The organism is Chelativorans multitrophicus (assembly GCF_011317445.1).
GTDB lineage: Bacteria > Pseudomonadota > Alphaproteobacteria > Rhizobiales > Rhizobiaceae > Chelativorans > Chelativorans multitrophicus.
Map to the genome: position 1 here is coordinate 441,165 of NZ_JAAAPL010000002.1, position 16,236 is coordinate 457,400.

Below are 16,236 nucleotides of genomic sequence, written 5' to 3' on the forward strand. Positions count from 1 at the left end.
AACATCGCGTGCGATGCGTAGCCTGGTTGGGTTGGCAGCTTAATGCACGAATGCGTTTGGTTCAAAATCGGCGTGAAGAGCCTCGCCGATTCCGAAATTGTCTGGGATGCCGTCTGCAAGGCGATCAAGAAGATCGCCGCCTTGCTGCGCGCCACGGTCTACCGGTTAAGATTATGAATTCGGCATGGCGTTGGGGGCAGAGCGCAGATCGGCCGGATCGCAGTTGCGGAAATGTTTTACGAACTCGGCGGCGAAGGAGATGATGTGCTCAGCAAAGGCCGCCCCGATCTCAGCGCTAGACAGCCGTGAGTTCCCGCCGATCAAGCCGTGCGGATTGACGTCAAGCGCGTCCAAGGGAACGGCCACCTCGCAGCCTTGGAACGATATTGCCGACAGGCCGACCGGCTCATGCCCGAAGGCCTTCGCGGCCTCGCTCGTTTTCTGAAGATCCGGTCGCATCAGCTCGGGAAAGTAATGCCAGTAGACCGAGGTGATCGGGTCGGCCCCATGGCCACCGGCGCGCTCGGCAAGATCCCCGTGCAGCCTCGTCCAGAGTTCGTGCGGTATGGCCTTCCAAATATTGATGGAGGGAATGATCAGGCCTGTACGGATCTTCAATTCGCGCACGGTCTGGTCGATCAGGCCCGCATTGCCGGTGTGACCGTTGAATAGCACGATCCGCCGCAATCCGTGATCCAGGAAGGCTGCAATCGTATCCTCCAGCAGCGCGCAGAAGGTCGCCGGCCGTAGCTGGATACCGCCTGCCATGCCTCGGAAGACATCGGCATAGCCGAACGGGATAGTAGGAGCGGCGATCGCTCCGGAGCGTTCGGCGACGGCGGCCGCAAGACGTTCGGAGAGCATGAAATCGCCCATGGGCGCGTGCGGCCCCTGTTCCTCCTGGCTGCCGAGCGGAACGAGGATGACCGGGTCCTCCGCCATGCGCTCGCGAAATTCCACGAAGGTCATGTCCTTTAGCTGATGTTTCTTCATTGGCCGGCCAATAGCTCCAGGCTTGATTTGCGTGTTGGGGCGCCGCCGGGATTGAGGCAGGCATGGAGGTGATGCTTGGGCCCCGCCAGGACCGGAGTCCCGGCGGCGCAAGCGGGAAGCGCGAACGGGCAGCGCGGGCGGAACGGGCAGCCTTCCTCCGCGACCTCGGTGCTGTCCACGTCGGCCTCCCACGACCAGTCGGGCTTCAGGCGGTCGTCCTCCGCCGAAACGGTTGGGATAGAGGCCAGGAGCTGCTGCGTATAGCGGTGGCGCGGCCCGGAAAACACGTCCGCGACGGCGCCTTCCTCGACCACCAGGCCGCGATACATCACGATCACGCGGCTGGCGAGCACGCGCACGACGCTCAGATCATGGGTGATGAAGAGATAGGTCAGGCCCAGCTCCTCCTGCAGGTCCTTTAGAAGCCGCAGGATATGTGCCTGCACGGAGACGTCGAGCGAGGAGGTGGGCTCGTCGAGCACCAGCAGCTCCGGGTCCGTTGCGAGCGCGCGGGCAATGGCCACGCGCTGCCGTTGCCCGCCCGAAAGAGCTAGCGGCCGCCGGTCCTGCAGCTCGGGATGAAGGCCTACCTTTTCCAGAAGCTCGCCGATCCGCCGGCGCCGTTCGGATCGGCGGCAGACATTGTGGACCGAGAGCGGCAACCCGATCGCTTGGCCGATGGATTTGCGCGGGTTGAGCGTGGAGTAGGGATTCTGCTGCACGAGGCCGATCTGCCGGCGGTCCGCCTTCGAGCGCCGGCCGGACAATGGCCTGCCCGCCAGGACGATCTCGCCGGCGGATGGCTTCTCGATGCCCAGAATGAGGTTGGCGAGCGTCGTCTTGCCCGATCCGGATTCGCCGACAATGGCGACGGTCTCTCCCTTGCCGACCGATAGATTGACGCCCTTTAGAGCCTTCACCTCGGAGCTGCCGACGTGAAAGGTCTTCGCGGCCTCGCGTATCTGGAGCAGCGGCTCGCTCATGCCGGGTTTACCTCGTGGATGCAGGCGACGCCGTGGCCGGCATGCCGCCACATGGGCACCGGAGCTTCGCATTCGGGCCGGGAGAACTGGCACCGCGGGCGGAAGGCACAGCCTTCGGTGAGCGCGGTGAGATCCGGCACCGAGCCTTCGATAGCCTCCGGGAGCCGGTCGGACGAAAGCCGCGGGACTGAGGCGAGCAGGGCGCGTGTATAGGGATGGCGAGGATTGGCGAAAAGCGCATCCGTCGGCGCACTCTCGACGATCCGCCCCGCATACATTACGCAGACGCGGTCGGCGAATTTGCGGACGACGCCGAGATTGTGGGAGATGAACAGGATCGCCGTGCCGTAAGCCTGGGAGAGGTTGGCCATGATGTTCAGGGTCTGCTGCTGGACCGTCACGTCGAGCGCGGTGCCCGGCTCATCCGCGATCAACAGCTTCGGCCGGCTCGCCAGGGCCATGGCGATCATGACACGCTGGTTGAGGCCGCCGCTCAGTTGGAAGCTGTAGCTGTCCAGAACGCGTTCGGGATCCGCAATGGAGACGTCCCGGAGGGCCGTGCGCATGCAGCTTTCCGCCTCGGCGGTGCTGAGCCGTCGGTCAAGACGCGTCAGAACGGCGGCGAATTGCTGCCGGATGGTGAAGACCGGGTTGAGAGCGGCCATCGGGTCCTGGAAAATCATGGTGATGTCGCGCCCCCGGCGGCCTTTGGCGCGGGCGGGAGATTCCTTGAGGACGTCGGAGCCGTCTAATTGCAGGTTGCCGCTGGTGCGGATGCGCCGCTGCGGCAATAGCCCCATGATCACACGTGCGGTTACGGATTTTCCGCTGCCGGATTCGCCAACCAGCGCCACGCGCTCGCCCGTTCCGACCGTCAGATCGACGCCACGCAGGACGCTGACCGGGCCGTCATGGGTCTCGAAGGTCAGTCTCAGGTCATCTATCCGCAGGAGATCTTCCATGTCTTATCCAACGATATCGAAGAGATCGCGCAGGCCGTCCGCGACCAGGTTGAACCCGAGGACGATCACGAAGATCGCGAGACCCGCGGTGATGGAAAGCCACCATAGGTCGGGAAGGTATTGGGAGCCTTCCGATACCATGGTGCCAAGGTCGGGGGTGGGCGGCGGAGCGCCCATGCCGAGAAAGCTGAGGCTGGCTCCGAGCAGGATCACGAAACCCATGTCCAAGCTCGCCTTGGTCAGCAGGTTGGGCGCACAGTTCGGCAGGAGCTCGCCAAACATCACCTTCAGGGGAGAGGCGCCCACAACTTCGGCAGCGGTCACGAAACCCTCGTGCCTCAGCGAGCGGACGATGCCGTAGACCAGCCGCGCGTGCCAGGGCCACCAGGCGACTGCCATGGCGATCATTGCCAGCATCTGCGACGGCTGGGAGATGCCAAGGATGGCCATGGCCAGCACCAGCGAGGGTATGGCGAGGAAGATGTCGGTGACACGCATCAGCACGCTCTCCACCTTGCCGCCGAGATAGGCCGCTACGAGCCCGACGATGGTGCCGAGGGAAATCGCCAGGGATACGACGACCGCTCCGAGCATCAGGGAGTTGCGGAAGCCGAAGATAATGCGGCTCAGCACGTCCCGGCCCACGCTGTCCGTGCCAAGCCAATACTTCGCGCTCGGCGGCTTGTTTGCGTCGGCGAAGTTCACCACCACGCCGGCATGCTCTGGGTAGGGCGCCACATAGGGAGCGAAGAGGGCGCAAAATAGCACGAGCGCGATGAGCGCCGCCCCAAACACCGACAAGCGGTTGCGGGCGAAGCGGCGCCATCCGCGCCATCTGGGATCAGCCTTGCTCATGAGGCCTTCAACCTGATCTTGGGGTCGATAAAGGAGACGATCGTGTCGATGATCATATTGATCAGCACGAAGAAGACCGAAATCAGCATGACCACGGCGATCACCGCGTTAAGATCCTTGCGCATAATGGCATTGACGCCGTATTTCGCCATTCCGGGCCAATGGAAGATCGTCTCGACGATGAAGGCGTTGCCGAGCAGCGCGACGATCTGCATGCCCAGGATCATCAAGGTCGGGATGATGGCCGGCCGCAGCGCCCATTTGAGCGCGATCGAGCTTTCAGCCAAGCCGTAAGCCCGCGCGAACTCGACAAAAGGCCGATCGTAGCTATCGACCATGTTGGTGCGGGTGAGGCGCGAGATCTGCGCCAGGCCAGGGAGGGAAAGGGCCACCGCCGGCAGCACGATATGGGCAAGCGCGTCACGGAAAACCTGCCACTGGCCCGCCAACAGGGCATCGACCGTGTACAGCCCGGTGACGGCCGGCGGCGCCGTCAGGCTTTCCGACAGCCTGCCCGTGAGCGGCAGGAGACCGAGCCAGAAGGAAAGAAGCAGCATCAGGAAAAGGGCCCAGACAAAATTGGGCAGAGCCACGGCCAGCAAAGAGAGGATACGCGCAGCATTGTCCGGCCAGCGGTCCTTGAAGTGGGCGCTGGCAATTCCCATCGCGCCGCCGATCAACGTCATGGCGACGCCAGCGAAGATCACTAGCTCCAGCGTGGCAGGGAAGGTGGCGGCAACGTCCTGCGAAACGGGATTGTCGGTATAGAGCGACCTGCCAAAATCGAAGTTCAGCGCACCCTTCATGAAGCGTATGTACTGCTCGGCGATGGGCCGGTCGAAGCCCATCTGCTGGCGCATGGCCTCCACCTGTTCCGCGCTCGCCTCCGGCCCCAGTGCAAGGCGCGCCGGGTCGCCCGGAATGACACGCGCGAGTAGGAACATCAGTACGGAAACGCCGATGACGACGATGATGCCGCTCATCAGCCGGTTGAAGAGAAAGCGCGTCATACCGAGGGCCCTTTTTCCACTAGGGAGGGCAGGGGTGCGCCGGGCTCGATCGTGCGCTGCTTTGATTCGAAACAATCCGGGTGACCTGGAGGCGAAATGTACCGCGCCCCAGTTTCCCCGATCGAATTCTGCTTTGATGACGTCAACTTCCCTGACCAGTCGCTCGTATGTTGAAGATGGCGGTTGGAACGCTCCGATCGAAATGTCGGCGTGGCTCCGGCTTTCGCCGGAGCGCTAGCCGAGCCGCGCCGAAACGGATTTGCCGGACCGAAACAGGCAAGGAGATTTCCATGCCTGCCCGTCGCCGGTCAAACATCCATTGTCATCCTGTCGTACCGGTAATTGCCGGCCATGATCGGAATGGACTGCTTCGGGTCTTCGAAGCCCGGCACATGCAGGTTTTCCCGGAATGCCACGAGATCGATGGCCTGGTAAAGGAAGACCGACGGATACTCGTCCGCGATCACGCGCGCCAGCTCCTTGTAAAGCTCGTGACGCGCCGCGGGATCGGTGGTTTGGCGGCCCTTTTCGAGCGCGGCATCGATTTCCGGTTTTTGCAGCCAGTGCATGGAAAGATAGGTGCCTGCCGCCGAGCTGTGATATTCGGCCCACAGCATGGAGTCCACGTCCGTTGTCGAAAGAGAGGTCGCCACACAGGCAAGGTGGGGCGTCGCTTCGGGACTGGTGGCCATTTCCACGATCTGAGGCCACGGGGCGGAGGTGATATTCACCTTCATTCCGAGCTCGGCCAGATTGGCCTGCAGCAGGAGCGCGAACTTCTCCTGCAGCGCTACCGACTTGAACCAAACGAGATTGAGCTCCAAGGGCTGATCGGCATATTTGGACTCGGCGAGTGCGGCCTTTGCCGCCTCGATATCGCGCTTGATCAGGGGTACACCGGGATCATAACCCATGACATCCGCCGGGATCGGGCCGCGGATCGGCGTACCCTGCTGCTGGCCGGCCACATCAAGAAGCGCGTAAAGCTGGTCATAGTCGAAGGCAAGCGCGATCGCTTTCCTGACATTCACGTCATCGAGCGGCGCCTTCTGCGTGTTCATCTTGAAGTGAAAGATGGTGGGCTTGCGGTCTTGGCCGATAGAAATGCCGTCCGACTGCGAAAGCGCGGCGACAATCTCCGGCGGCAGCGGCAGGCGCGTAAGGTCGATCTCGCCTCGCGGCATGAGCTGGCGCACGGTCACGGCCTCGACGCCGAATTTCGAGCGCACCACCTCGGGCGGATTGGGCGCAAAGCCCGCGAAATAATCGGGATTGATCTCCATCACCGTTTCGTTCTGGGAATCATGCCTGGCGATTTTGTATGGTCCGCTGCCGGCGTCGTTGCTGCTCAGGAATGCCTCGCCGTAGTCACCGAACTCCCCGAATTCGCCGTCCTTCAGATTGGCCGTCACGAGCTTTTTGTTGACTATAGCAAGGCGCACCAGCGCTGCAAGGAAGGGTGAAAACGGCTCGCGCAGCCGGAAGATAACCTTGTTGCCATCCTGCTCGGCTTTCTCGACAGCGGCCAAGAGGAACGAGAAGCCACGCTTCATCGTGATCATGCGGTTGGCGGAGAAGACAACATCCTCGGCCGTCAGCGGCGAACCGTCATGGAACTTGATGCCGTCGCGAATGGTGAAGGCGTAGACCTTGCCGTCCTCCGAAATCTCCCAGGATTCCGCCACGGAAGGCTCAATCTCTCCACCGGGCGCTGGACGCACCAGAAAGTCGTAAAGATTGAACATGAGGATGGAGCCCGGAAAGTCCACGGGCTTGTGCGGGTCGGCCTGACCGATATTGCCGTCGGCCAGACGCAGCGTTCGCTTATCGGCGGCTGCCGCGAAGGGCATCGTCGGCCCGACGCCGAACGTTATGCCGGCCGACGCCGTTCCGGCCAGAAGTTGCCTGCGCGTGAGCATGAAATTCGACATTCCTGTTCCCCTTCTCAAGCTAGAATCGCCGGCATTAAGGAAGCAAGTCTCGCCTTGGAGCGGGGCGCCGCTTCCGGCTGCCTTTTATGGCTTCGTCGGGCGCGCCGGTTCTCCAGGGCACCTGCCTCGATCCTGCAAGCTTATCAAGCCAGTGTGGGCCTAAGAATACGTGGCAGCACTTACAGCCGGCATTCGTTGGCACGATGGACGAGGCCTGGGCAATGTCTATACTCGGGCGAAAGCAATGATGCCAAGAGAGGCTAAATGGAGTGTCCGGCCCGGAATGTCGTTTGATGGCATGAAAAAGCGAGTCTGCTTCATAACGCTCGGCCAGTCACCGCGGCCGGAGCTTATCTCGGAGGTGCTGGAGCATATTCGCGAACCGATCGACTACACGGAAATCGGCGCGCTGGACGGCCTTTCGGACGGTGAGATCGAGCCGCCGCGTTCGCTGCGCGATACGCCTCTCGTGACGCGGCTGGCCAGCGGCGAACAGGTCGTCGTCTCTTCGGAGTTTATCAACAGGCGGCTGGATATCGTGACCGCCCAGATCGACCGGCTGGGGCACGATCTGCTTGTGCTGCTCGCCAGCGGCATCTTCCGCAAATTCGAGACGTCCACCCCACTCATCCACGGCCAACTGGCGGTGGATGAATGGATCGCCTCCTTCATCCTCGGCACGGCACAGCTTGGCGTCGTTTTTCCCCTACGGAAACAAGCCTCCGATCCGGTGACGCTCCATGACTACGGCATCCTCATCCAGAACTACCAGACCGTGGCCTATTCCGGCGAGGCAAGCCGCATCGACGAGACGGCGCTCCTGCTCAGGGATGTCGATTTCATCCTGATGCATTCGGTCGGGTACACCAAGGAGATGGCCCAGCAGTTGGCGAGCGAATCGCACAAGCCGGTGGTCACGGCCAGACGTGTCATCGCCGGGGCCCTCCACCTGCGGCTTATGGAAATGGGCAGCACGGCCCATCACAGCTTTGCTCAGGCGAGCGAGCTCGACCTGATAAAGCGTCTGCCGCGGCCGGAAGAACCGCTTACCGGCCGCGAGCAGGAAGTGCTTTCGCTCGTGCTCGAAGGCCGTTCCAATAAGGAAATCGCCAAACAGCTCGGGATCAGCCACCGGACGGTTGAGATCCACCGGTCACGCGCCATGGCGAAATACAACGCGACGACGGCAATGCAGCTCATCCGCCGCGCCATGATCGAGAATCCGGGCTAGCTTTGTCTTTTCGCCTCCTACGTGCCGGCACGTATTTTGCGGCAGGTGGCTTTCATCTACGCTTTGGCAACTCCGCAAAGATCCACCCAAGGGAGGTGTCATGAGGAAAGCGGGCGAACAGATGAAGCTCGGGGCGTTTCTGACCGCGACCGGCCAGCATATAGCCGCCTGGCGTCATCCCGACGTGAAGGCCGACGCCGGCGTCGATCTCCAGGAATACATCCGGGTGGTGAAGATCGCCGAGCGCGGCAAGTTCGACATGATGTTCCTCGCCGACAATGCGGGCATTTGGAGCCGCGAGCTGGAGTCCGACGGACGCAGCTCGCGCGCAGCCTATTTCGAGCCGATCACGCTGCTTTCGGCGCTCGCAGCGGTCACGGAGCGGATCGGGCTTGTCGCGACGGCTACCGCGACCTTCAACGAGCCTTACAACGTGGCGCGTAAATATGCCTCGCTCGACCATCTGAGCGGGGGCAGGGCGGGCTGGAACCTTGTCACTTCGGCGAACGAGGCCGAGGCTTACAATTTCGGCTTCGACGTTCACCTGGCGCATGCGGACCGCTATGCACGGGCGCGCGAGTTTGCCGAAATCGTCATCGGCCTGTGGGACAGCTGGGAAGATGACGCGCTGATCCTCGACAAGGAGGGCGGGCGCTTCTTCGATCCGCAAAAGCTCCACATGCTCAACCACAAGGGTGAGCGGTTCTCCGTCCGAGGCCCACTCAACGTGCCGCGCACGCCACAGGGCCGCCCCATCATCGTGCAGGCGGGCTCCTCCGACGCGGGCATGGATCTCGCCGCCTGGTGCGCCGACGTTGTCTTCACCGCGCAGCCGGCCCTCTCCGACGGAATCACCTTCTATAGGGAACTGAAGGAGCGGGTGCGGAAGGCAGGCCGCTCGCCCGACGATCTGAAAATCATGCCTGGCCTTTCGCCTGTCGTCGGCCGGACGCGGGAAGAGGCGCAAGCGAAGTTCCAGGAACTGCAGGACCTCATCGATCCCGTCGTCGGCCTCGGCCTCCTGTCGTCCATGGCCGGCCACGATCTTTCCGGCTATCCGATCGACGGACCCTTCCCGGACTTGCCGGACAACAATACCGGAAAGGGCCGGCTGAAGGTGCTGAAGGACACGGCCGCTCGAGAGAACATGACGATCCGCCAGCTCTATACAAGGATCGCCGGGACGCGCGGGCACAATCTCGTCATCGGCACGGCGGAGGACATCGCCGACCAGATGGAAGAATGGTTCACCTCCGAAGCCGCCGACGGCTTCAATATCATGCCGCAAGCGCTGCCGGGCAGCCTCTCCGACTTTGTCGACTTCGTCATCCCCGAACTCCAGCGGCGGGGTCTTTTCCGCAGGGAGTACGAAGGCAGCACGCTGCGTGAGCATTTGGGCTTGTCGTGGCCGCATACGCGCCACGTGCTCGCCCGCGATGGCCGAAACGCAAAGCCCGATGCGGCGGAATAGGGCGGGGACCCCGACGCATTCTCCAGGGGTGACGGATTCGCCATCACGCCAAACGCGTCTCCCAACAATCTGAAGGAAAAGCAGTTTGACAAGAAAGATCATCGGTCTGGCGGGAAGCATACGCCGGCCTTCCAAGACACGGGCGCTCGTAACCAGCCTTGTCGCCGAAACGGCGCGCCAATGCGGCGGCGCGAACGCCGTTTACGACGTGCTCGATCTTATGCCGGATCTCGGCACCTGCCTCTTCCGCTCGGACGCATCACCGAAACTCGAGCGGATCCTGCAGGAAATCGAGTCGGCCGACGCGCTCATCGTCGCAAGCCCCGTCTACAAAGGCTCCTATGGGGGCCTTTTCAAGCACCTGATCGACCTTCTCGATCCCAACAGCCTTCTGGAAAGGCCGGTCCTGATCGCCGCCACCGGCGGCGGCCAGCGGCACGCGCTAATGGTGGAGCATCAGATGCGGCCGCTCTTCGGGTTTTTCGGCGCCTCCAGCGTGCCGCTTGCGGTCTATGCGTCGGATACGGACTTCAAGGACGGCGAGCTGACGGATGAGCCGACGAGGCAGAGATGCGTGATGGCCTGCCGGCAGCTCTCGAGCCTCATCAAGCATCGTATCCCCTTTGAAACAGACCCGGCAGAGAAGCGCTGGGCGTAGGCGGCAACTGGGACCAGGACAAGATGTACCGATTGGGAATCGATGTCGGAGGGACGAACACGGACGCGGTCATCATGGCCGGCCGGTCCGTCCTTGCGGGCGTGAAGGCTGCAACCACCGAGGATGTCACGAGCGGCGTGATCGAGGCGATGGAGGCGGCTATCTCCAAGGCCTCCGTCGAGCGCTCGAAAATAACCCATGTGATGATCGGCACGACGCATTTCACCAATGCAGTGATCGAGCGTAAGCACGTCAATCCGGTGGCGGCGATCCGTCTCGGCCTGCCGGCCACCGCCTGCCTGCCGCCTATGGTGGACTGGCCGGCGGATCTGCGCGAGACCGTCGGCGGGCACCGGTACCTGGTGCGCGGCGGCTACGAATTTGACGGCCGCGAGATCGCGCCGCTCGACACGGACGAGCTTGACCGGATCGCTGCGGACATTCGCGCCAAGGACCTGACGGCCGCGGCGATCACCTCCGTCTTCAGCCCGATCAACGCCGCGATGGAGACCGCCGCACGCGAGCACCTCATGAAGCGCTGTCCCGGCCTGCGCGTGGTTGTCTCCAGAGATATCGGCCGCATTGGCCTGCTCGAACGCGAAAGCGCGGCTATCATGAACGCCAGCCTGCTCGAGCTCAGCGGCCGCACGGTCGATGCCTTCGGAAGGGCGCTCCAGGCGGCAGGACTCAACTGCCCCTTCTTCATCACCCAGAACGACGGCACGCTCATGGGCGCTGATGTCGTGCGGGAATTCCCGGTCCTTACCTTCGCATCCGGTCCCACCAATTCTATGCGCGGGGCAGCCTTCCTAACAGGGGAAAGCGATGCCATCGTCGTCGATATCGGCGGGACGACCACGGACATCGGGGCTATCCAGCGCGGCTTCCCGCGCCAGGCATCGACGGTGGTCGATATCGGCGGTGTACGCACGAATTTCCGCATGCCTGACGTTTTCTCCATCGGGTTGGGCGGGGGCTCGCTCGTCCAAGGGACAAGCGATGCAGTGAGCGTCGGGCCGCAATCCGTCGGCTATCGCATCACGAAGGAGGCGCTGGTGTTCGGCGGCGGAACGCTGACGGCGACCGATATCGCCGTCGCGGCCGGCCGGGCATCGATCGGCAATCCCGCAGCGGTCGCCTCGCTTTCCGGCGAACTCGTAGACGAGGCTCTGGCCGAGATCGTGCGGATGCTGGAACGAGGCGTGGAGCGCAGCCGCATCTCGCCCGAGCCGATACCAGTGGTCGCGGTGGGTGGCGGCTCCATCCTCATGCCGGAGAGGCTCGGCGACCTGCGCGTAATCCGTCCGGAGAACTTCGCCGTCGCTAACGCGGTGGGGGCTGCGATCGCGCAGGTGAGCGGCGAGGTGGACCGCATCTTCTCGCTCGCCAACGGGCTTACCCGCGAGACCTGCCTGAAACAGGCGGAGGAGGAAGCGCGCGAGAAGGCGATGCGCTCCGGCGCCGCGCCGGCGACGATAACCGTCATCGAACGCGAGGACGTGCCGCTCGCGTATCTTCCCGGCAATGCCACCCGCATCCATGTGAAGGTGGTCGGCGAGATGGACGGCGTACATGCTTGAACGCACGAGCGGCTTTCTTCTCGACGAGCGGCAGATTGATGCGCTGGAGATCGGCGCCGCGATCCTGGGGACCGGCGGCGGCGGCAATCCCTATATCGGCAAGCTGCGCGCCCGCGAGGCGCTGCGGCAGGGCTTCAAGATGCAGATTGTGCCGCTCGAGACCCTTCCCGACGACGCCGTCGTCGTTTCCGTGGGCGGCATCGGCGCGCCGCTCGTCTCGCATGAGCGGATCAAGGAGGGGAAGGAAGGGCTCAGGTGCATCCGTGCGCTGGAAGAGCGGCTCGGCGTTTCCATCGATGCCGTCGCCTGCGAGGAGATCGGCGGGCAGAATGCGATGGAACCGCTGATCACCGCTTCCGCGGCCGGGCTCCCGGTCGTCGATTGCGACGGGATGGGGCGCGCGTTCCCCGAGATGCAGATGACGACCTACTCAATCTACGGCCATCGATCGACGCCGAGCGTAATGTGCGACCTGCACGGCAATGTGGTGATCTTTGAGCACGCGATCTCGGAAAAGTGGCACGAGACCATGGCGCGGGCCTGCGTCGTGGCCCAGGGCGGTGCGTCGACGCTTGCAAGCGCGCCGATGTCGGGAAAGTTCCTGAAGCAGTTCGCCATCCCCGGCTCTTACAGCCGGGCCATGGCACTCGGCGAAGCCGTCATGACGGCGCGGCGCGCGCATGCTGATCCGATCTGCGCCATATGCGAGAGCGAAAATGGGAGAATGGTCTTCCGGGGGAAGATCGCCGATGTCAGCCGTACGATCGCCGGCGGCTTCGTGAGAGGCAAGGTGCACCTTACCGGCTTCGATCAGTACGAGGGAGACGAGGGCTCGGTTCTCATCCAGAACGAAAACCTCGTGTTTCTGCGCAATGGCGCGGTCGAAGTGGTCGTTCCCGACCTCATCGTGATTCTCGACGTGGATAGCGGCGAGGCCATCACCACCGAGATGCTTCGCTATGGCCAGCGCGTGGCCGTTCTCGCCCTTCCATGCCACCCGTTGCTCCGCTCCGACGCGGCGCTGGAGGTGGTCGGACCCAAGGGATTCGGCCTTGAAGGGATCGATTACAGGCCAATGTGCGAGCAGGAACGGGAGAGGGTGGCTCGATGACATCATTCCAGGTGATGCCGCAGGACATGGAAGCGATCGCGACGGGCGGTGCGTTTCTCGGCACGGGCGGCGGTGGAGACCCGTATATCGGCAAGCTGATGGCGCAGTCCGTGATGGCGGAGAAGGGGCCGGTGACGGTGATTTCGCCCGACGACGTCGAGGACGACTGGCTTTGCCTGCCAGTGTGCATGATGGGCGCGCCGACCGTAATGGTGGAGAAGCTACCCAACGGATCGGAGGCCGGTTTCGCCCTGGCGCAGCTCGAGGCCTTTCTCGGGCGCAGGGCCGACGCGCTGATCTGCATCGAGGCCGGCGGGCTCAACTCGACAATTCCCTTCGCCGTCGCCTCCGCCACCGGCCTGCCGCTGATCGACGGCGACGGGATGGGCCGGGCCTTTCCGGAACTGCAAATGGTGTCCTTCACCATGCACGGCGTCTCGGCAACGCCCATGGTGCTGGCCGACGACAAGGGCAACAGCTCCATCATCAACGCGATCTCCAACCGCTGGACGGAGCGTCTCGCCCGATGCCAGACCGTGGAAATGGGGGGAGCGGCCCTGGTGGCGCTCTACCCGATGAGCGGGGCAGAGGTGAAGCGCGGCATCCTTCGCCACACCCTGTCGCTTATCAAGGAGATCGGCGAGACGATATCGGCGGAGCGGAATGCACACCGCAATCCCGCAGAGGCGCTGATCAGGCGTCTTGGCGGCAAGCGCCTGTTTTCCGGCCGGGTCGCCGATATAGACCGGCGGACCGTAGGCGGATTTGCGCGCGGGCAGGCGCTATTCAAGGGAATGGAAGCGGACGAGGGGAAGAGCTTCCGCGTCGATTTCCAGAACGAATTCCTGATTTGCCGAGGCGACGATGGCGCCCCGATGGCGATAACGCCCGACCTGATCTGTGCGCTCGACGCCGACGGAGGCCTTCCGGTGACCACGGAGCAGCTCCGCTACGGCCTGGCCGTGACGATGATCGGCCTGCCCTGCGACGAGCAGTGGCGGACGCCGGCCGGGCTCGATCTCGTGGGTCCCGCCTATTTCGGCTACGATCACGAATACGCGCCGTTACACAGCCTGTCCTGATGTCCGAGGCGCCGGATCGGCGCCGACAACGTGCTTGATCCGCCCGATCATAATGGCGGCCTGACAATGATCTTCCTGGCTGTGAACGCCACCTCGATCAAGGTGCGCCTGGGAGGCCTGCCGATGAAAGGCGCGCTCCGCGCGAAATTGTGGTTTCATTGGTTTCCTTGCCAGTATGAGGAGGCGAACCAATGAACCTCAGAAGCATCCCCGTGGCGCAGCTCTTGGAGTTGCTGGCGGTGGTCCGGTGTGGCAGCATCAATCGGGCCGCTCAGGAGCTGAACACCACCCAGCCTACGCTGACCAGAAGCATCAAAAGGCTGGAGGACCGGCTGAGGGTGCCTCTGCTTCAACGAACCGCACATGGCGTGACGCCATCCGAATACACCAAAGCGATGCTCCCTTTCCTCCAGAGCATCGAGAGCGACTTCAGGAAAGCCTTGGCGGAAATTGAGGCTGCCACCGGAGCCGGCGCGGGCAAGATCTGCATCGGCTCGACGGCCATGGTGGCAAACAAGATCGTCCCGCAGGTGCTTGCCCGGTTTGTCCCGCGCTGGCCGCATCTGACCATCGAATTCGTCGAGGACCGCAAACCCGCCCTGCTCGAAGGATTGCGGAGCGGCAAATACGATTTCGTCATGGCCCTTATGAGCCCCGAGGAGCAGGCGCGGGACATCCTGCAGCAGGAACTCTTCACCGACACGCTCGTGGTCATTGCCCGCCCGGGCCATCCTCTTACCAAGCTTTCGTCCCTGTCCGTGCGCGATATCGTCCAGTGCAAATGGATCCTGCCTACGGAGGGGCTCGACCTGCGCAGCCGCCTGGAGAATTTCTTCCGCAACGAAGGACACGACGTGCCGGCGTTCCCGGTCGAAACGACGCTCTTCACAGCGATCGTCGCTCTTGTGAAGAGCACCGACCGGATCTCCGCGATTCCATCCGTGGTCGTAAGGGACGAACTGCTCAGCGGCGAGCTTGTAGCGCTGCGCGGCCCTTGGAACTTCATCCACCGCTCGTTCAGCGCCTATTTCAGGCGCGGGCATACGCTCTCTCCTTCCGCCCGCGAGCTGTTCCGGGAAACCCGCCGATATATTACCGAACTCGGCGTCAACGTTCAGAAGGCGGCTGCCGAATAGGTCAGAGGGCACTTCTGCTGCGCTAATGGAGGATGGCTATACACTTCAGGCATAACCCCGTGCCTCAATGCATTGGCGAAATGCTCCAGCTTGGAGTGAACTCCAATATGGGTTCCGGTCGGAATTCGAGATGCAGCAGCCGCAAGAGGGAGTGATGTCGTACTACGAATTGTCCGCCGATGAGGATTTGAACATCCTTAGACTGCATGAAAAGGCGATTGTGTTCGACGGTGCCTTCCCGATGCTCGGCTTCTACAAGGCGCCTGAGGAGGAAATCGACGCTTTCCTTAAGGGCGGCGTGACGGGCGGGAACGCGACGCTCTCTTCCGACGAGACCGATTTCTCCGGCGCGATCGCGAATTTCCGCAACCTGAAGGCTCTCATTTCGCGCAATAGCGATCGGATGGCCCTTTGCACCCGTGCGGCCGATATCGAGCGTTGCAAGCGGGACGGCAAGATTGGCATGGTTCCCTTCTTCCAGAATCCCAAGCCGATTGCCGACCGGCTGGCCGATCTGGAGATTTTCTACGAGCTGGGCCTGCGCGTATTCCAGATGACATACAACAATCTGGGCTTCATCGGCGCCGGCTGTTGCGAGCGCAACGATCCGGGGCTGAGCAATTTCGGCATCGAGGTGGTGAGCAAATGCAACGAGCTCGGCATTCTGCTAGACATCTCCCATTGCGGGCCGGCGACATCCTGGGACACGCTGAAGTTTTCCAAGGCGCCCGTGGTCGCCAGCCATTCGGGTGCATATGCCCTTGCGCGCGCCTTCGGGCGCAATAAGCCCGACGACATGTTAAAGGCGGTGGCTGACACGGGTGGACTGGCAGGCATTCCCTTCTTCCCCTGCCTCGTGAAGAGAGATCCGGAGACGCATGTCGTGCAGCCCTCCACCGTCGAGGACGTCATCGACCATATCGACCACGCCGTCGAGATCATGGGCATAGACCATGTTGGAATTGCTTCCGACATGTCCTCCCATCTGGCGCGTACCCTGGAGCTTACGCGAGACTCGGTGCTGCGCACCACGCGACTGCGTCATCCGGAGGTTTTCGGCGTCGGGCCTACCGATCGCTACGATCCTTATCCGGCAGGTTTAGACAGCCATGCCAAAATGCTGAACCTCAGCCGCGGGCTCCACAAACGCGGCTATGCCGAAGGCGATATCATAAAGATACTCGGGGGGAACTGGATGCGCGTCTACAGCGCAGTGTGGAAGGACTAGAGGGG

Annotated in this window: 16 protein-coding genes; 10 read left to right on the forward strand and 6 right to left on the reverse strand. The window is 62.8% G+C overall.

Features of this window, described 5'->3' with window-relative positions; genetic code table 11:
- Positions 1-42: 42 nt before the first annotated feature.
- Positions 43-177, forward strand: coding sequence for a hypothetical protein (locus tag GNP00_RS23600; protein WP_281352159.1), 135 nt, complete (start codon positions 43-45; stop codon positions 175-177).
- On the opposite strand, the gene GNP00_RS12820 is transcribed toward GNP00_RS23600, so the two are convergent.
- The 6 genes from GNP00_RS12820 to GNP00_RS12845 all read right to left on the reverse strand — a co-directional run bounded on the left by GNP00_RS12820 (position 172) and on the right by GNP00_RS12845 (position 6,734).
- Positions 172-993, reverse strand: a complete 822-nt coding sequence (locus tag GNP00_RS12820; RefSeq protein WP_011581195.1) for a creatininase family protein — start codon at positions 991-993, stop codon at positions 172-174. The genes GNP00_RS23600 and GNP00_RS12820 overlap by 6 nt on opposite strands.
- Entirely contained in the window at positions 990-1,976 is a 987-nt protein-coding gene (locus tag GNP00_RS12825; protein WP_011581194.1) for an oligopeptide/dipeptide ABC transporter ATP-binding protein, read from the reverse strand. The genes GNP00_RS12820 and GNP00_RS12825 overlap by 4 nt, the downstream gene beginning before the upstream one ends.
- Positions 1,973-2,938 carry an ABC transporter ATP-binding protein gene (locus GNP00_RS12830; RefSeq protein ID WP_011581193.1) on the reverse strand — a complete coding sequence of 322 codons (966 nt, stop codon included), beginning with the start codon at positions 2,936-2,938 and terminating at the stop codon, positions 1,973-1,975. The genes GNP00_RS12825 and GNP00_RS12830 overlap by 4 nt, the downstream gene beginning before the upstream one ends.
- A 3-nt stretch (positions 2,939-2,941) precedes the next feature.
- Positions 2,942-3,793, reverse strand: coding sequence for an ABC transporter permease (locus GNP00_RS12835; RefSeq protein ID WP_011581192.1), 852 nt, complete (start codon positions 3,791-3,793; stop codon positions 2,942-2,944).
- The gene (locus GNP00_RS12840) at positions 3,790-4,803 is read right to left on the reverse strand and encodes an ABC transporter permease (RefSeq protein ID WP_011581191.1); all 1,014 of its coding nucleotides are present in this window, start codon (positions 4,801-4,803) and stop codon (positions 3,790-3,792) included. Before GNP00_RS12840 ends, GNP00_RS12835 begins: the two co-directional genes overlap by 4 nt.
- A gap of 308 nt (positions 4,804-5,111) precedes the next feature.
- Complete coding sequence (locus tag GNP00_RS12845) at positions 5,112-6,734, reverse strand: ABC transporter substrate-binding protein (RefSeq protein ID WP_011581190.1); 1,623 nt, start codon at positions 6,732-6,734, stop codon at positions 5,112-5,114.
- Between the two features lie 298 nt (positions 6,735-7,032).
- Between GNP00_RS12845 and GNP00_RS23400 the strand changes: the two genes are divergently transcribed.
- The 9 genes from GNP00_RS23400 to GNP00_RS12890 all read left to right on the forward strand — a co-directional run bounded on the left by GNP00_RS23400 (position 7,033) and on the right by GNP00_RS12890 (position 16,231).
- The gene (locus tag GNP00_RS23400) at positions 7,033-7,965 is read left to right on the forward strand and encodes an AroM family protein (protein WP_011581189.1); all 933 of its coding nucleotides are present in this window, start codon (positions 7,033-7,035) and stop codon (positions 7,963-7,965) included.
- Positions 7,966-8,065: 100 nt separating this feature from the next.
- Positions 8,066-9,436 carry an LLM class flavin-dependent oxidoreductase gene (locus tag GNP00_RS12855; RefSeq protein WP_011581188.1) on the forward strand — a complete coding sequence of 457 codons (1,371 nt, stop codon included), beginning with the start codon at positions 8,066-8,068 and terminating at the stop codon, positions 9,434-9,436.
- Positions 9,437-9,521: 85 nt separating this feature from the next.
- Positions 9,522-10,094, forward strand: coding sequence for an FMN reductase (msuE, locus tag GNP00_RS12860; RefSeq protein WP_011581187.1), 573 nt, complete (start codon positions 9,522-9,524; stop codon positions 10,092-10,094).
- 23 nt (positions 10,095-10,117) lie between these two features.
- Positions 10,118-11,674 (forward strand): hydantoinase/oxoprolinase N-terminal domain-containing protein, encoded by a 1,557-nt coding sequence (locus GNP00_RS12865; protein WP_011581186.1) that lies wholly within the window; start codon positions 10,118-10,120, stop codon positions 11,672-11,674.
- Positions 11,667-12,785, forward strand: a complete 1,119-nt coding sequence (locus GNP00_RS12870) for an S-methyl thiohydantoin desulfurase family protein (RefSeq protein ID WP_011581185.1) — start codon at positions 11,667-11,669, stop codon at positions 12,783-12,785. Before GNP00_RS12865 ends, GNP00_RS12870 begins: the two co-directional genes overlap by 8 nt.
- Positions 12,782-13,867, forward strand: coding sequence for an S-methyl thiohydantoin desulfurase family protein (locus tag GNP00_RS12875; protein ID WP_011581184.1), 1,086 nt, complete (start codon positions 12,782-12,784; stop codon positions 13,865-13,867). The genes GNP00_RS12870 and GNP00_RS12875 overlap by 4 nt, the downstream gene beginning before the upstream one ends.
- Positions 13,868-13,897: 30 nt before the next feature.
- Positions 13,898-14,062, forward strand: a complete 165-nt coding sequence (locus tag GNP00_RS12880) for a hypothetical protein (protein WP_157038062.1) — start codon at positions 13,898-13,900, stop codon at positions 14,060-14,062.
- A complete protein-coding gene (locus GNP00_RS12885; protein WP_011581183.1) occupies positions 14,059-15,003 on the forward strand; it encodes a LysR family transcriptional regulator in 945 nt (314 codons plus the stop codon). The genes GNP00_RS12880 and GNP00_RS12885 overlap by 4 nt, the downstream gene beginning before the upstream one ends.
- A 154-nt stretch (positions 15,004-15,157) precedes the next feature.
- Positions 15,158-16,231 carry a dipeptidase gene (locus tag GNP00_RS12890; RefSeq protein ID WP_011581182.1) on the forward strand — a complete coding sequence of 358 codons (1,074 nt, stop codon included), beginning with the start codon at positions 15,158-15,160 and terminating at the stop codon, positions 16,229-16,231.
- The last annotated feature ends 5 nt before the right edge of the window (positions 16,232-16,236 follow it).

What these genes read in the sequence shown, in the direction of transcription:
- GNP00_RS23600 (WP_281352159.1), top strand. Translation starts at nt 43, where the DNA reads ATGCACGAATGCGTTTGGTTCAAAATCGGCGTGAAGAGCCTCGCCGAT.
- GNP00_RS12820 (WP_011581195.1), bottom strand. Translation starts at nt 993, where the DNA reads ATGAAGAAACATCAGCTAAAGGACATGACCTTCGTGGAATTTCGCGAG.
- GNP00_RS12825 (WP_011581194.1), bottom strand. Translation starts at nt 1,976, where the DNA reads ATGAGCGAGCCGCTGCTCCAGATACGCGAGGCCGCGAAGACCTTTCAC.
- GNP00_RS12830 (WP_011581193.1), bottom strand. Translation starts at nt 2,938, where the DNA reads ATGGAAGATCTCCTGCGGATAGATGACCTGAGACTGACCTTCGAGACC.
- GNP00_RS12835 (WP_011581192.1), bottom strand. Translation starts at nt 3,793, where the DNA reads ATGAGCAAGGCTGATCCCAGATGGCGCGGATGGCGCCGCTTCGCCCGC.
- GNP00_RS12840 (WP_011581191.1), bottom strand. Translation starts at nt 4,803, where the DNA reads ATGACGCGCTTTCTCTTCAACCGGCTGATGAGCGGCATCATCGTCGTC.
- GNP00_RS12845 (WP_011581190.1), bottom strand. Translation starts at nt 6,734, where the DNA reads ATGTCGAATTTCATGCTCACGCGCAGGCAACTTCTGGCCGGAACGGCG.
- GNP00_RS23400 (WP_011581189.1), top strand. Translation starts at nt 7,033, where the DNA reads ATGAAAAAGCGAGTCTGCTTCATAACGCTCGGCCAGTCACCGCGGCCG.
- GNP00_RS12855 (WP_011581188.1), top strand. Translation starts at nt 8,066, where the DNA reads ATGAGGAAAGCGGGCGAACAGATGAAGCTCGGGGCGTTTCTGACCGCG.
- GNP00_RS12865 (WP_011581186.1), top strand. Translation starts at nt 10,118, where the DNA reads ATGTACCGATTGGGAATCGATGTCGGAGGGACGAACACGGACGCGGTC.
- GNP00_RS12870 (WP_011581185.1), top strand. Translation starts at nt 11,667, where the DNA reads ATGCTTGAACGCACGAGCGGCTTTCTTCTCGACGAGCGGCAGATTGAT.
- GNP00_RS12875 (WP_011581184.1), top strand. Translation starts at nt 12,782, where the DNA reads ATGACATCATTCCAGGTGATGCCGCAGGACATGGAAGCGATCGCGACG.
- GNP00_RS12885 (WP_011581183.1), top strand. Translation starts at nt 14,059, where the DNA reads ATGAACCTCAGAAGCATCCCCGTGGCGCAGCTCTTGGAGTTGCTGGCG.
- GNP00_RS12890 (WP_011581182.1), top strand. Translation starts at nt 15,158, where the DNA reads ATGTCGTACTACGAATTGTCCGCCGATGAGGATTTGAACATCCTTAGA.